The organism is Sphingobacterium kyonggiense, assembly GCF_039536825.1.
Lineage (GTDB): Bacteria > Bacteroidota > Bacteroidia > Sphingobacteriales > Sphingobacteriaceae > Sphingobacterium > Sphingobacterium kyonggiense.
Genome location: NZ_BAAAZI010000004.1, coordinates 367,406 through 383,654 on the forward strand (window position 1 = coordinate 367,406; position 16,249 = coordinate 383,654).

Below are 16,249 nucleotides of genomic sequence, written 5' to 3' on the forward strand. Positions count from 1 at the left end.
ATATTCTAATTAATTACCAAACTCATAGGTTAATCTAGTTCCCATAAATGCAGACTTAATTGGCATATCTTCTTTAAACTCGCTCATATTACGATTTAAAAAACCTATCCCAAACATAACAGCAATACCTATCCTGTCTTTTTTGGCATTTCCTACAGCAAAATCATATCCTAAACCTGTCTTCAGACTGACATCAAAGCTGTTTTTTAATTTTAAAAATTCATACGTAGCACTTGACTCATCCACTTCCAAGAAGTTGATACCTATAGTAGGGATAGCCGTAAGGTAAAAACCTGATAAACGATCTTGTTTAGAACTGAAATATTTTCTTATTCCATATCCAACAGTAAAATCCAATACAGCAAAGCTATCCTCAAATAGATCATCCGAACTATAATAGTAATCTAGGCTAATACTTGGACCATGAGCAAACTTACCGTTTAAATGATTTTTTAAACCAGTGTAATCCAATTGGAAAGTTGGCATACCATAATCGCCAACAGAGCCAATTCCATCCTCTTCTAATACCCCCAAACCAAATGACAAACCAATCCCTCCTGTCCCATAAGTTGTTGAAGGAGCTTCTTGCTTTGCTTCTTGTTCAACAATTTGAGCGTTATCTCCTGACAATTGGACTAATAAACTTCCTTTTCCGGCATTAGAAGGCAGTGGTTGTTTCTGTGCAGCTTGAGCAGCTTCAACTAATGCTGCGGTATTATTGCCTGCAGTAATCGTGTTCCCACTAATTGTAGCCGTGCCCGCAACAGCATTCCCTTGAACAATATTCGAACCACCCATTGCTGAATTGTTAATATCAAACAAAGAGATAATTTGCATTCTATCAGATGCCTTCAAGACAATCGTATCGACAACGGTCTGACTTCCATACTTAGTCATCGGGATCTTCTTTTCTCCTTTTTCAGGAAGAGCTACTCTTGTATAAGAGATCGTCGCTGGAAGGCTCTGCCAATTTCTGGTATCTGCTTTTTCGGTTGCAGCACCTACAGCATCTGCCCCTAAGCCTACTAAATCTTCAGCTAAGGCACCACCAAAATGACCTGCCAGTTTCTTAAGACCAAAAGATGCTGCCTTTTTAGAGGCAAATCGTGCCGCTGTCTTTAAAGCATCACGAAATGCTCGGTCTTTTAAACACTGCTTAGCAATAGCCGTTAAATCTTGGGAAACCTCTAAGTATTGCTCCCTTCCATCAATTTGTAAACTTGCTTTTTGAAAAGCAGGAGTTCCTTTTATATATTCCGGAAATGCAACCACATTGATTCCAATGTTTAAACCCGCCGGAATAGGCAAGATGATTTGTGTATTGTCGTCACTATATGTACCAACAAAAGTCCCTAAGGCACCATTAGCCGACAAAGTCATTTGGCTCTTCTTCGGACCTAAACCATTCTCCCAAAACACTATAGCAGAATTTTTAATGGTTTCTACTGGCGTATTCGGATATTTTTTCAAATAATCTTTGTGCTCTTGTGTAAAACCTAAAACCTTCGAAGTCCGCAATAAATCCTTCTTCAATTGCAATGGCGTAGCTACACCCATATAAATCCCACCGTTATCATCATAGATTTTCTCAGCATTTCGATATGCGATAAAGGCATCATTTGTTTGGCTTAAGGACTCATAGATTACACCTTGAAGAATTTGAGCAAAGGCATCATACTGATACTTGTTTTTATTATCAGGATACTTGTCGTTCAATTCATTGAGCTTAATATTGATCCGTTTAGCCTCAATTAGTGCCGTATCTGCTTTTCCTAATTGATAAAAATTCAAAGCCTTATAGTAATGGATCAATACTTTTTCAAAGTCCTCCCCTTTATATTTCTCCATCATCGGATTAGATAGATTCGATACAATAGATGTCCCTACGGAGTTCTTTATTCCATCATCGAGTAGAATGTAGGCTTGCTCAAAGAAGGAATTACTTCGAGCAAAATTACCAAGCATATGTTCTAATTTCCCTTTTTCCATAAAGTACAGGAGTTTATTTCTGTCTTTTTGGAAGAAGCTCATGGCATCCAGACTTAAGGATGCAGCCTGGAAATTAGAAAATTCCATTTGTGCAAAAACCTCTTGGTTTTTGTCTTGGTATCTTCCCGCAGTGGCACATGACCCTAAATAAAGGACAAGTATGCCGGCAACGAAAAGAAAAGTCATGTTCTTTATCGTTTTCATTTCAATAATATTAGGTTAATATGAGCCCTTACGCCTTAGTTCTAAGGCGTTACAAGGGCATGATTGGTTTGGACTAGTTTATTTTAGACGCTTGTTGCCAAGGTATTTCTTGATCTTCTTATCCCCGATCCATACCTTGTCATTGCTTTGCAAATGCGTAAGCTCTAAATTGATTTGATAATAAATGGTTTTTTCTTTTCCATATTGATCAACAATGGAATTGATGGTCCCCTGCAGCATAAAATCTGCACCACGCTCCAAACCGAAAGCCTTCATCGTACCGACAGAAGCATTGTTTTGTTGATCGGCACGCTCAGCACGCAATTCCTCACGTTTAGAACCACCTTGAACAACAGACATGCGACCAGAGTTGATCATACTCTTCTCAATATCCAAAGAGAAAGTCTCCGTAGGGATATGCTCATGGGATTTATTTGTTACCATACCCACAATGATTACCGGCTTCTTCCCATTATTCTGCGAGGTAAAAGTATTGTACCATGGATGGGCTGCTAACTCATTGGAAATCTCCTCAGCGGTAATACGTGAATCAGTTTCATTCCAGCGTCCACTTAAATCAGTTACGGAATCCTCGGCCATGCGTTGAACATGCGGAGTTTTACAGGAAACTGAAAATAAAATTAACAGTAATGCTAATGAGGTATAGGTTACACCTCTCATGATGTATTCTTTCATTTTTTTAATAATTGATTTGTTAGTCAAATCTAAATCAATGTTGGACAGAAAAAAATACCGCATTTAGGGTATTTTTTACCGAAATAATGGTTGAAAAATTCTCTAATTGCCATTTAATGGAAATTAAGGCTTACTTAAGGAATGTGTTTTTAGCGATAATTTTGTCCTAATAGACCGTTGCGCTATTAGATATGAGATGTGAGATGTGAGATAGAGCCCTTCGGGCAGTATATAGTAATTAGTATTTAGTATATAGACCTATTGGCGGGATGGTATTTTGCTATTTACAACTCAGAACGAAGCGAAGAGTCGGAGCCCTACGGGCGGTATTTAGTATCAAGTAGTTAGAATATAGACCTATTGGCAGGATAGTAATTTTGCTAATTACAAATCAGAATTCTTTAATTTATTGGATGATGGATATTTGATACCGGTCGAAGCATGCTTCGACCCTACTGTTATGGGTATTTTGGGTGATATTTTCCACGTTTTCCGTAGGGTCGATGCATGCATCGACCGCATAACACTATTCATTTACAAATTATGGAATCTACTTTCTGGTGTCTTTTGTCTGTATTCTCATCGTCTCTCCCAGGGGTTGGATAGGGGTTGGATTCGAGACTCTTACGGATCTCCTTCGGAACTTGTTCGGATCTCCTTCGGATCTCGTTCGGTTCCAACCGAACGAGATCCGAACAAGATCCCTATCAGATCCCTAGCGATTCCTTAGGGTTCTCGAAGCAAACCCAAGGGAAACCCAAGGTTAATAGGTCCTCAAGTAGAAGAAATACCAAATAAAAATTACGCTACGATTAATTCGGGTTAGCTTCAGTTAGTGGTGCTTCTAGGTCACTTAACTTTTTCCTAGGCTTTTTAGGCGTTTGTGGTTGTCCGGCAAGCTTATTCCAGATATTACGTGATTCCTTCGTTAATAAAGGCGAAACAATGGACAGGATCAATACATAGACCACTACGAAGGATTGAATAACCGGCAATAGTTTACCTGCCTTTCCAATATTGGCCATGATAATGGAAAATTCACCACGTGCAGATAGTGTAAAGCCTATATCAACGGAGTTTTTGGCTTTTAAATTAGAGAATCGACTAGCAAAATAACCGGAGGCAACATTACAAATAATGGTAATCCCCGCAGCAAAACTTGCCCAACCGACTGCTCCGCCTAGGGAGTACATATCAATGGATAAACCAAAACTAAAAAAGAACATGGCTCCAAAGAAATCCTTAAATGGGAGTACCATACCTTCAATTTTCTTAATGTACTTGGAGTCGGCAAAGACTAAGCCTGCCATAAGTGCACCGATTGCCTCAGCAACATGGATCGTTTCAGAGAATCCAGCGATACAGAACAGCAAGCTAAATATGACAAGGATGAAAAGCTCGGAGGATTTCTCTTGAAGTAGTTTATCGATCCAAGGCACTAATTTTCTTCCCAACACTAAAAAAGAGAGGATAAAGCCTAATGCTAACAAGGAAGTCCCTGCAACTGCCAAAAAAGAGCTACTACCGGTTAAAATTAAACCCGATAGAAAGGAAATATGCATGGCGATAAAAAGATCATCAAACATAATCATCCCCATGATAACCTCCGTTTCGGGGTTAGCAGTCCGCTTTAAATCCGTTAAAACCTTGGCAACAATGGCGGTGGAAGAACTGGTCATAATACCACATAGCACCATCATTTCTTTGAAAGGAAGGTGCATCATGTAGCCTACCAATAATCCGGAGAAGAAATTTAATAATACATAAATTGTTCCTCCAGCCACAATAGATTTACCGGATTTGATTAATCGGCCAACAGAAAATTCCAATCCTAAATAAAATAAGAGGAATAATACACCTAGACGACCCATAAAATCAATAAAGGGTTTACTCTCTTTGAAGGTAAAGAATTTCCAAGCTGAATTTACGGCATCTGTTAGACCGGGGTTATTGATCTTAACTAAAAGATCATCTAAAAAGGCAGGGTGAGATTCATTGCCTAAGATCATACCAATCACAATAAAAAAAGGAATGACTGAGAATTTTAGGCGATTAGCCAAAAGACCAACCAAAGCGACTAATAAAACAGCGATTCCAATTTCAATAATGAGGGTATTAGGCATAAAATTTAATTACAGTAAGATCTCCTTTAAAAGTTTGATGTTTTTTTGTTTTCCCGCGATGACTAATGTTGTACCTGGGGTAATCACATAGTCAGGTCCGGGATTGATGATGGTTTCATCTTCACGAATAGCCGCAATGATTGAGGCACCAGTACGCTGTCTTACCTCCAATTGGCCAATACTCTTGTTAACCCCGTCATTGGATGGCTCTACCTTATACCATTCAATACGCAGATCATCCAATGCTACTTCGATCGTTTCCAAAGCCTTAGGCTTATAAGAAAGACCACCTAAAATACCCGCGACTTGACGAGACTCTTCATCAGACAATGTCATCACGCAATGCGTCTCATTATCGTCGTCTTCATGACGATATAACTCCCTACGGCCATCATCATGGATGACAACGACCATATTGTCTCCAGCCTCAGTCTCAATTTGGTATTTTTTACCAATCCCAATAAGATCACTTTCTCTAACTATCGACATGATTTAAATTTATTTAAGTATGAATTAACAATTTCTTTAAAACTTATCTACCAAATATAGCAAAAAATAAGGCATTATTCGGCATTAACGATCTTGTAGCTACCATCTTCACGTTGCTCAGGTTTTCCTACAGCGATATTTTTCGAATGATAAAACAGGTATATCCAGCCTTCAGGAGCACCTTCTGCCCAGTACTGCGCTCGCAGGTCTCTTGCTCGGCGACCATCAAAATCGTATTTCGCAATAAAGCTGCGAAAGATCTCCTCAGGCTCAGGTAACTCGTCTCCACCAAAGAAATAATTCTTACCCTCTGTCTTGACATGGAAAACCTGATGATATTGACTATGACCTCCTGATAACTCGTAACTGATCTCAGGCGTTAAATCACCAGAACCATTTACAAAAAGAATATTCCCGCTACGTTGCAATACATCAAACACATCTGTGCGGTAGGAAGCTGATTCTGTGCTATAGGCATATTCCCATTCTTGCTCTTGTATCACATACTCCGCATTGGGAAAGGCTAGTCTTTTCACACCATCCTTCACATCAACCATTCCGCCAGCATGATCCTTGTGCAAATGTGACATCAGTACATACTTGACATCATCAATGGAGAAACCTAATTTTTTGATATTGGCATGAATCACCAACTCATCGTCCTCATTGCGTAAGCCTAGACCTGTATCCAAAACTATAAGTCCATCTTTTGTTTCAATAAGGAAAGGATGAACATGAATAAATAAGGATCCTGGCCGATCCTTGGGATCATCCTTTTTCGGGTCAAAAGGAACAAATTTTTTGCTGGAATCGACAGAATAAGAACCTTCAAATAATGAATATGCTTTCGCCATTTATATATGTTTGTATTCTTGATAGTTAAGCGTGTGTCTTTTTATACGTCGGCCACCTCATTAGGTAAGTAGCCATAGATAATGTATATTTACACGTTAATAGTAGGCAAAGATATGCAAAAAAGGTGGGTCCTGAAACCGAAAAATAATCTCGAAAAGACAAACAAGCTCCAAGAAGAACTTGGCGTAAGCCCCATCATAACAGAACTATTAATCAATCGAGGTGTCGAAACCTTCGTTCAAGCTAAAGAATTTTTCCGCCCATCATTAGATTACCTGTTAGATCCCTTTCTGATGAAAGACATGGATCGTGCGATAAATCGTATCGAACAGGCCATAGGAAACAAAGAAAAAATCCTTATCTATGGCGACTATGATGTGGATGGTACTACTGCGGTTTCCGTAGTTTACAGCTTCTTCAGAAATTTCCATTCCGGTTTAGAGTATTATATCCCCGATCGCTATAGCGAGGGTTATGGTATATCTACGCAAGGTATTGATTATGCTGCCGAAAATGGATTCACACTAATCATTGCGCTAGATTGTGGTATCAAAGCGAATGATAAAATCGCTTATGCCAATAGTAAAAACATCGACTTTATTATTGGAGACCACCACCTTCCGGGTAGTGAATTACCAGACGCATATGCCGTATTAGACCCTAAAAGACCAGATTGTCCTTATCCCTATAAGGAGTTGTCAGGTTGTGGAATAGGATTTAAAATTGTCCAAGCCTTTATCCTCCAAAACAAAATGGACATGGAAATGGCTTATCAATATTTGGATCTTGTTGCTGTCAGTATAGCCTCTGATATTGTACCTATTACCGGAGAGAATAGAATCCTTACCCATTTTGGATTAAAAAAACTAAATAGCAACCCTTCATTTGGTCTAAAAGCATTGATTGATCTGTCCAGCAATAAGACGGGAACTTTTAGTGTTAATGACGTAGTTTTTCAAATTGGCCCGAGAATCAATGCAGCGGGAAGAATTGACCATGCAAAGGATGCCGTACAGCTTTTGGTTTCGAAGTCACTTCCGGAGGCAAAGGAATTCTCCATCAATATTGACGATCAGAACAACACCCGCAAGGAATTTGATTTAAATATCACTGGGGAAGCATTAAAATTGATTGAAGATAATGTTATCTTACAAGGTCGAAAAACCACAGTACTATACAAGGAAGATTGGCATAAAGGGGTAATTGGGATTGTAGCGTCTCGGTTGACCGAGAAATATTACCGTCCAACGATTATCTTGACACGCACCAATGGGCATATTGCAGGTTCAGCGAGATCCGTAATAGGCTTTGATCTATATGAAGCATTAAGTGAATGTGCTGATTTATTGGATCAATTTGGTGGACATAAATATGCGGCTGGACTAACCATGCCAACCGAAAATGTAGCTTTATTTCAAGACCGTTTCGAGGAGGTAGTTGCCCGAACGATCAAACCAGAAATGCTTCAACAAGAGGTATTAATTGAAAAGGAAATCAATTTGACAGCTATTGATTTAAAGTTCTATAAACTGTTACGTCAATTTGAACCTTTTGGTCCTCAAAATGAAGCACCTATATTTTTATCTAAAAAAGTAACTTTTGCTTACCCTGCAAATATTGTAGGATCAATACATTTGAAGTTCACCGTAAAACAGGCTGATTCTGCCGTATTTGAATGTATTGGTTTTGGTTTAGGGGAATATATACATGAAATTAATGCTGGAAAACCATTTGATATCTGTTATACTATTGAAGAAAATAACTGGCGAGGCAAAAAGAATTTGCAATTAAATGTAAAAGCAATTAAATTTTAAAAATATCTTTGCAATTAAAGGAAATACGCATGATTCTTAGAGCAGAACATCTGATAAAAAAATACAAGCAACGTACCGTAGTAAACGATGTTTCTTTTCATGTAGAACAGGGAGAAATTGTTGGTTTATTAGGTCCAAATGGAGCTGGTAAAACGACCTCCTTCTATATGATTGTTGGACTAATCAAGCCTAACGATGGTCATGTTTATTTGGATGATCTGGAGATCACACAAGATCCCATGTATAAAAGAGCGCAACGTGGTATCGGTTATTTGGCACAGGAAGCATCTGTTTTCAGGAAGCTTTCGGTAGAGAATAACATCCTTTCTGTTTTGGAAATTCATTATCCAAATAAAGCAGAGCGCAAAGAAAAGCTCGAAGAATTATTGACAGAATTTAGTTTACACCGCGTTCGTAAAAACCGTGGCGACCTTCTTTCTGGTGGTGAGCGTAGGCGTACAGAGATTGCTCGTGCCTTAGCTGCCAATCCGAGCTTCATCTTATTGGATGAGCCATTTGCAGGGGTCGATCCGATTGCAGTAGAAGAAATCCAAACCATTGTTGCTAAACTAAAAACTCGTAATATCGGTATCTTAATTACTGACCACAACGTACAAGAGACTTTATCCATTACAGATAGAGCATATTTATTGACTGAAGGAAAGATCATGCTTACCGGTACACCTGAGGAGATTGCAAATAATGAGTTAGCAAGGAAATTCTACTTGGGAAGACATTTTGAATTAAGGCGAAAAAAATTCTAAATTTAGCAAAACTATTAACCTAAACCCATGGCTTTATTAAACTCTCTATTCACATGGATCATGAAGAAGCGAATTCATCAGATTGAGCTTTTCATGAAATATCCCCATGATGTACAAGAAGAGTGGTTTCAAAGCCTAATCTCAGCTGCCGAAGCAACAGAATGGGGAAAGAAATACGGTTATAATAGCATATTTACACCAGAAGAATATAAAAGTCGTGTCCCTATTCAAGATTACGACGATATTAAAGGCTATGTTGATCGAATGATCAAAGGTGAGCAAAATATCCTTTGGCCATCTGACATTAAGTGGTTTGCCAAGAGTTCAGGAACTACTTCTGACAGAAGTAAGTTTATCCCGGTTAGTATTGAAGCATTAGAGGAATGTCATTACCAAGGCGGTAAAGACATGCTATCCATCTTTTGCCACAACAAGCCAGAAAACAAAGTATTTACTGGAAAATCAGTCGTTATTGGCGGATCTTCTCAAATCAACAACTTTAGTCCTGATTCTTATTATGGGGATTTATCCTCCATCCTGATACGAAATCTACCTTTCTGGGCAGAGTTTAAAAGAACTCCTACGCTCGAAGTAACCCTTAATCCGAACTTTGAAGAGAAAATTGAGCAAATCGCTCAAATAACCATCAAAGAAAATGTGACGTCCTTGGCAGGTGTCCCTACTTGGAACATCGTCATGGCAAAACGCATTTTAGAAATTACCGGAAAGTCCAACTTATTGGAGGTATGGCCAAATCTAGAATTCTATGGTCATGGTGGGGTGAGCTTTAAGCCTTATCGGGATCAATTCAAAAAATTAATCCCCTCTTCAGAAATGTATTATATTGAAAATTACAATGCATCTGAAGGCTACTTTGGTATCCAGGATCAGTCTGACTCCGACGACCTCCTGTTAATGTTGGATTATGGAATTTATTATGAATTTCTTCCAATGGAAAATATTCATGAGGAACATCCAAAGACCTTAGGTCTACATGAAGTGGAGTTAGGGAAAAATTATGCTTTAATCATATCTACCAATGCCGGGTTATGGCGATATAAAATTGGGGACACGATTAAATTCACCTCTTTATCACCTTATCGCTTTCAAATTTCCGGACGTACGAAACAGTACATCAACACATTTGGTGAGGAGGTGATTGTGGACAATGCGGAGCAAGCCCTAGAAGCGGCCTGTAAAGCCACGCAAGCAAATATTAAGGATTATACCGCCGGCCCAGTTTACTTCAAGGAGAACGCCTCTGGAGCCCATGAATGGGTCATTGAATTTGAACAAGATCCCACAGACTTTCAGAAGTTCTGTGAGATACTTGACAGCACCTTACGAGAAATAAATTCCGATTATGATGCTAAGCGCTATAAAAATATGGCGTTAGGATTTCCAATTGTGCACCATGCAGCAAAAGGATCTTTTTATGAATGGATGAAAAGTAGAGGAAAATTGGGTGGACAGAATAAAGTCCCAAGATTGGCTAATAGCAGAGAATATTTAGATCCACTTTTAACCATGCTACAAAATCGATAGCTTTTGCTAGTGGCAAAATTTACCTAGATCGATTTTATTATTTTATAAGAAGTTCAATACAAGAAATAGAGAATTTAACGTTTTCTTTTAAGGGCGAATGGCCGTTTTATAGAGAAATACAAAAAATCCAAGGATAAATTTCCATCCCCCTACTCGTTTAGCATCAGAAGCATTATAGTTTGTGGTAAGTTTATTTTCCATAACTCAATTGTTAGTTCGTTCTGTTTAGTTTCCTTAGTGCAAAATTCACTTCAATAAAAGAAAAAGAGCATTTGTTATTGAAAAACAATAAATCACATCTATATTAATAGTTCTTTTATTGTAAGTGCAGATAAAGCTTAACATTAGCTTTATCAAGAAAGCATGACGATAAACCAAATACTATACCGAACTCTTGGATGTGGGAATTTTTAGTGAAAAGCAATAGTACCTGTATAGCAAAGTATATACTCGATGCATAGGAAAACATACAATTTCATTTTACGAATATTTTCCTCGTTTGAATTTAGTGGCCAAAACCCCTGCCTTTTAATAATTTTCCCTAACTTGCATCCGTAAACAATAATAAATATGAGCGCGACAGAACAAATTTCAATTCGCGTAGAGCCAACACAACAATCAAGACTCTCGCAAGTAGATTTTAACCACTTAAAATTCGGACAGTCCATGTCAGACCACATGCTGGTTGCAGAATATGCAGATGGCAAATGGCAAGATGTGAGCATTGTGCCTTATGGTAATATTTCCATTAGCCCATCTATGTCAGCGCTGCATTATGGCCAAGCAATCTTCGAAGGTATTAAAGCTTATAAATTTGCAGATGGAACAGTAAGTATCTTCCGTCCAGACAAAAACTGGGAGCGATTCAATAAATCGGCTGCTCGTCTACAGATGCCAGAAGTACCTAAAGAAATCTTCTTGGATGGACTGAAGCAGTTATTAGCGGTAGATCAAGACTGGGTTCCTTCAGTTGAAGGCACATCCCTTTATATTCGACCTTTTATGTTTGCTACTGAAGCAGCATTAGGTGTGCATCCATCAGTAAGCTATAAATTTTTGATCATCACTTGTCCGGTGGGAGCATATTACAGCAAACCAATCAGTTTGAAAGTAGAAACACATTATACACGTGCAGCTGAAGGTGGTGTAGGTTTCTCTAAAAATGCTGGTAACTATGCCCTTTCCCTATATCCTACGCAATTAGCAAATAACGAAGGATATGATCAAATCATGTGGACTGATGCCTTAGAGCATAAATACATTGAAGAAGCTGGTACTGCAAACTTAATTTTCCGTATCGGAGACACTATTATTACGCCGCATGGGGATACCATCTTACACGGTGTAACCCGTAGAACCATTATGGAACTAGCTGAAAAATGGGGTTATAAAGCAGAGCAAAGAAGAGTATCTGTACAGGAATTAATTGATGGCATTAAAGCAGGTAAAGTTACTGAAGCTTTTGCTGCCGGTACAGCTGCAACCATCACACATATTGACCGTATAGGATTTGAAGGAACAGATTACACCTTGCCTCCTGTTGAAGGTCGTGAATTCTCAAACAAGGTTCTTACCTATCTGAATGATCTTCGCTATGGAAAAATCGAAGATCCTTACGGATGGAACATGTTGGTGGGGTCTTAGACGATAGATATTAGACGTCAGACGACAGACGACAGATATTAGACGTCAGACGACAGACGACAGACGACAGATATTAGACTTAAAAAGGGATGGATTCAAAAAGAATCCATCCCTTTTCTTTATATCAGCAATTATCATTTCAAACACAGATAAAGACAAAGACATCAGATTTTCAAAGTCTGTTATCTGATGTCTCAAATCAGTTGTCTCCCCTACATCTTCGCGTCCATAAGCTTTTCACTTTGGGATTTTGGATTACCCATTTTCATCTTAATTACAAATGCTCGATTTGACTTGTAGTTTTCAGGGATATACACATCATAATAAGTTTGTTTATCCAAGTCTAGTCCTATATCTGCATGTTTTACTTCCAAGGCTTTTGCATCACCTAAAATCTGTGCACTTACAGGAACTAATTTTGCATTTTTAGCTACTGCGATTCTAGCAATATTATTTACTGGTCTATTGAATACAGTAAGATATACTGTTGTAGAATCTTTTTGGGTATAGTAACCAAGTTTTGAAAGCGGCAAATCAGTATGGCGCACGCCATATACTGCTTCATGGTTTACTTTCATCCAATCACCTAATTCTTTTGCAAGCTTATCTTCACCTGGGTGCATATTACCGAGTCCATCAGGACCGAAATTAAGAACAAAATTACCATTCATCGATACGGACTGCATCAGCATATCCAAAAGATCATCTGTCGTTTTGGTATATAGTCCAGACCAATCTTTCATATAACCCCAACCATTTGGAGGTATAGTCATCACCGCATCCCAGTCATTACCATCTAACCAGCTATAGTCCTTTGGAAGCTTTCTTTCCCAGCCTTGCTCATAATCTCCTAAAAGATTACCGTTGCTATCAAAGTGGCGCTTACCAAATTCATCGTTTCTAAAACGTGATCCAATAATTAATCCTGGATGTTTTGCGCGCAGTTCTTTCTCCAAATTGTAGGTAAAATCATAAGATTGAACCCAAGCCTGATCCCAAGTACCATCAAACCAGAAACCTTTTATTTGCGGGTAATTAGCTAACAATTCTAATAATTGTGCTCGAGTATATTGTAGAAACTTATTGTATTTTGCTTTCTCTGCCTCTGTTTTAGGAGCTTTATAGAAGTAATCAGGATTATTCCATTCCAAAACTGAGAAATATAAGTAAACATCAATACCTTCTGCGGTATAAGCATCTACAACTGCTTTGACCACATCCTTTTTAAAAGGTGTTTTCGTAATGTTGTAGTCAGTTGTTTTGGTTGGCCAAAGTGCAAATCCATCATGATGCTTTGTTGTAAAGATCATGTATTTAGCACCCATATCTTTCGCCTGTTTTGCCCAACGCTTTGCATCGAAATCTTTTGGATTAAATTGCTTATAAAGATTATCATAGGTCTCTATCCAATTTTTTGGTGCATTTGGACCACTCCAAGAGCGTATCCATTCAGATGCAGCAGCACCTTTACGCGCACTTACACCTTCCCACTCATTCCCTGGAATCGCATATAGCCCCCAATGAATAAACTGTCCCAAACCATAGTTACGGAAAGCCTCCATATTGGCATCCTTACGGTTTTTATCTGTTAGTGGTCCATACTTAATCTCTTTTTTCTCCGTAGGCTTTACCTTTGGGCCTGTCCATTGCGCCTGAGACGTTTGTCCAAGTAGGATAAACCCCAGCAAAGCAACTGTATATTTTAACATCAACTTATTATTCATCATATTTTAGTGGATTTTTTTTTTATTAGTTTAAGGTCCAAACCATTTCGTCTGTCAACTCTCCCTTAGCGCCTTTCCCTTTAGCGACGATCTTGTTTTCTCCTTTTTGTAACTGAACTTGATTCACAACCCAATGTTTATCATTCTCACCTTTAACAGCTTGGTATGACTTTCCATTTACTTCTACACTTACATCTTTCAAATTGGAAAATAGTTGAATCTTTGTTTCTGCTTGCGTACGCTTATTATCTCTTCTATTTGCTAAATAAATCATTGGCTCTGGATTCCAGTTTGCCTTATACCAATAGAAAGAATCTTTTTTCCTTTGACGATCGAATGTAATTAACCCTTTTAGGTTTCTTGCATTCACACCCCCTCTATTCCAGGCAGGAACAGCAAATTCAAACATATTCCAAACGTAGGATGCCACAATTATTGGGTTCTTCTCTATGGCTGCCCATTGCTTGATATGTGTCTCTGTTTGATAGTTCTCCTGAAAGGATTTTCCAGTTACTACATCCTTTGGTTTTTCAGTAGATTCTTGACCGATATCGATATTTCCATCTGCTCCATATTCAGATAGCATCACTTTATAGTCTGGGAAGTTCTGTTGTACTTTCTCTGCCCAAGGCCCTAAATCCTCAATTTTACCGCCATACCATCCGAAGTAATGGTTGATACCTTGTACATCGGTTGTAAGGTTTTCTTGACGATCAATCACATTATATCCTGTCACAGCTACAGAATAACGATCAGGATCGATGGTTTTGATAATATCATTCATCTCACGAGATAATACAGGCACTTGCTCATCAGCGGTTTTAGAATACACTTCATTATGTACACCCCAGATGTAAATAGAAGGGTGATTGAAGTTCTGTTTTACAAGCTCTGTAATCTGCTGCTTAGCATTATCGTTCTCGTAGTAAGACACGCGGTTAACAAATGGTACTTCTGCCCATGTAAGGAAACCTAAGGTGTCTGCTAGCGAATAGACTTCTGGTGATTGCTGGTAATGCGCTAAACGAATAGTCGTAACACCCATTTCCTTCATCAATTCAAAATCTTCTTTATGTTGAGCAAAGCTTAATGCAGATCCAAAACCCTCACGATCTTGATGTCTACATACGCCATACATTGGGTACTGTTTATCATTTAAAAACACCCCTTTTCCTGCAATAATCTCCACTTTGCGAACACCTAAAGGTTGTTTTACTGCATCTAACTCTTGTCCATTCGACATCAATCGTGCCGTTAGTGAATATAAATACGGATCACGAACACCATCCCACAAACGAGGTGACTTCATTTTGATTTCTTGGTTTACATAGGTTACTCCTTGCGGGCTGATTTTCACGGGTTGTTTATCGGTGCTGATTACTTTACCATCAGCATTGCGAATCTCCACCCATAATTCCGCATTTTGCGTATGCTTTTCCTTTGTTTCTAGTTTTGCCTGTACATGAATGTTAGCTTGTTTAGCTGAAACATCCTTCTGACGAATATAAATACCCGATGAAGCAAGATCTGTAACAACGAAACCAGTCTTATTTGTTTGAATAAAGTGAACTGGACGATAGATACCACCATATACTGGAAATAAAAATTGGTTGATCGGAATAATATCCTTGCGTGATTTATTATCCGTAACGACCACTAATGTATTCTCTTTTTCGTAATCTACAGAATTCGTGATTTCAAAGGCAAACATGCTGTAGCCGCCTTTGTGCTCTCCTATATAATTCCCATTAATAAACAATTGAGCTACTGCACCAACACCTTCAAACTTAATGAAACTACGTTTTTCCTTATCACCAGGTTTCATCGTGAATTTCTTTTGGTAAACAGCTTTACCTTCATAGAAATTTCGATCTTTCTGCATATCATCCTTATTATAAGTATGAGGAAGATTGACATTCTCCCAAACTTCAAGACGCGTCCATTGATCTTGGTTCTCAAAATACTTGGAGCCGTTGTTAAAATCAGTGAAGAAGGTGTTATTATTGGCTTTATAATATTGCCAATCATTGTTAAATGGAACGTCCGTTCTTGTTTGTCCGAATGAGAAGGAAATGCCAAATAGGCAACCCGCAGCTAAAATGAAAGATTTCTTAAAAAACATAGTTATTTAGGGTATAACAAAAAGCAATATACATAATCTATTTTCCAAATCGTTAAGTCAAACGTTTGCACGGGTTTATATCTATTTGTTTACAAACCCATCACGTTTAAAATTAAATCAAAGGCTGGAAACCACAAGATTATACAATTGACAACATAGATAATTGATAATTTTAATTTTCTTGCATAAAACGTACTATATCGTTTTCGTGAAAATATAATCGAAAAGAGAACAAAAGGAATATTGAATAAGGATAAGTTGGTTTTTATTTACTTTATCC

Annotated in this window: 11 protein-coding genes; 4 read left to right on the forward strand and 7 right to left on the reverse strand. The window is 38.2% G+C overall.

Annotation, left to right across the window (positions count from 1 at the left end; all coding sequences use genetic code 11):
• Nucleotides 1–9 precede the first annotated feature (9 nt).
• The 5 genes from ABD676_RS02695 to ABD676_RS02715 form a co-directional block, all read right to left on the reverse strand.
• The gene (locus ABD676_RS02695) at nt 10–2,193 is read right to left on the reverse strand and encodes a COG3014 family protein (protein ID WP_344673128.1); all 2,184 of its coding nucleotides are present in this window, start codon (nt 2,191–2,193) and stop codon (nt 10–12) included.
• A gap of 78 nt (nt 2,194–2,271) precedes the next feature.
• Complete coding sequence (locus tag ABD676_RS02700) at nt 2,272–2,889, reverse strand: penicillin-binding protein activator LpoB (protein ID WP_344673129.1); 618 nt, start codon at nt 2,887–2,889, stop codon at nt 2,272–2,274.
• An 812-nt stretch (nt 2,890–3,701) separates the two neighbouring features.
• Nucleotides 3,702–5,012 carry a cation:proton antiporter gene (locus tag ABD676_RS02705; RefSeq protein ID WP_344673130.1) on the reverse strand — a complete coding sequence of 437 codons (1,311 nt, stop codon included), beginning with the start codon at nt 5,010–5,012 and terminating at the stop codon, nt 3,702–3,704.
• Nucleotides 5,013–5,021: 9 nt separating this feature from the next.
• The gene (locus ABD676_RS02710; RefSeq protein ID WP_344673131.1) at nt 5,022–5,501 is read right to left on the reverse strand and encodes a cation:proton antiporter regulatory subunit; all 480 of its coding nucleotides are present in this window, start codon (nt 5,499–5,501) and stop codon (nt 5,022–5,024) included.
• A gap of 74 nt (nt 5,502–5,575) precedes the next feature.
• Nucleotides 5,576–6,355 carry an MBL fold metallo-hydrolase gene (locus tag ABD676_RS02715; protein ID WP_344673132.1) on the reverse strand — a complete coding sequence of 260 codons (780 nt, stop codon included), beginning with the start codon at nt 6,353–6,355 and terminating at the stop codon, nt 5,576–5,578.
• 114 nt (nt 6,356–6,469) lie between these two features.
• On the opposite strand from ABD676_RS02715, the gene recJ reads away from it, so the two are divergent.
• From recJ to ABD676_RS02735, 4 genes are all read left to right on the forward strand, one after another.
• Complete coding sequence (gene recJ / locus ABD676_RS02720) at nt 6,470–8,170, forward strand: single-stranded-DNA-specific exonuclease RecJ (protein ID WP_344673133.1); 1,701 nt, start codon at nt 6,470–6,472, stop codon at nt 8,168–8,170.
• 29 nt (nt 8,171–8,199) lie between these two features.
• Complete coding sequence (lptB, locus tag ABD676_RS02725; protein WP_344673134.1) at nt 8,200–8,934, forward strand: LPS export ABC transporter ATP-binding protein; 735 nt, start codon at nt 8,200–8,202, stop codon at nt 8,932–8,934.
• 27 nt (nt 8,935–8,961) lie between these two features.
• Complete coding sequence (locus tag ABD676_RS02730) at nt 8,962–10,479, forward strand: GH3 auxin-responsive promoter family protein (protein WP_344673135.1); 1,518 nt, start codon at nt 8,962–8,964, stop codon at nt 10,477–10,479.
• A 570-nt stretch (nt 10,480–11,049) separates the two neighbouring features.
• Nucleotides 11,050–12,123 (forward strand): branched-chain amino acid aminotransferase, encoded by a 1,074-nt coding sequence (locus ABD676_RS02735; RefSeq protein ID WP_344673136.1) that lies wholly within the window; start codon nt 11,050–11,052, stop codon nt 12,121–12,123.
• Nucleotides 12,124–12,335: 212 nt separating this feature from the next.
• On the opposite strand, the gene ABD676_RS02740 is transcribed toward ABD676_RS02735, so the two are convergent.
• Both ABD676_RS02740 and ABD676_RS02745 read right to left on the reverse strand, forming a co-directional pair.
• Nucleotides 12,336–13,850, reverse strand: coding sequence for an alpha-L-fucosidase (locus tag ABD676_RS02740; protein WP_344673137.1), 1,515 nt, complete (start codon nt 13,848–13,850; stop codon nt 12,336–12,338).
• Nucleotides 13,851–13,872: 22 nt separating this feature from the next.
• Nucleotides 13,873–15,969: a glycoside hydrolase family 2 protein gene (locus ABD676_RS02745; RefSeq protein ID WP_344673138.1), complete on the reverse strand. Its 2,097-nt coding sequence runs from the start codon at nt 15,967–15,969 to the stop codon at nt 13,873–13,875.
• Between the last annotated feature and the right edge of the window lie 280 nt (nt 15,970–16,249).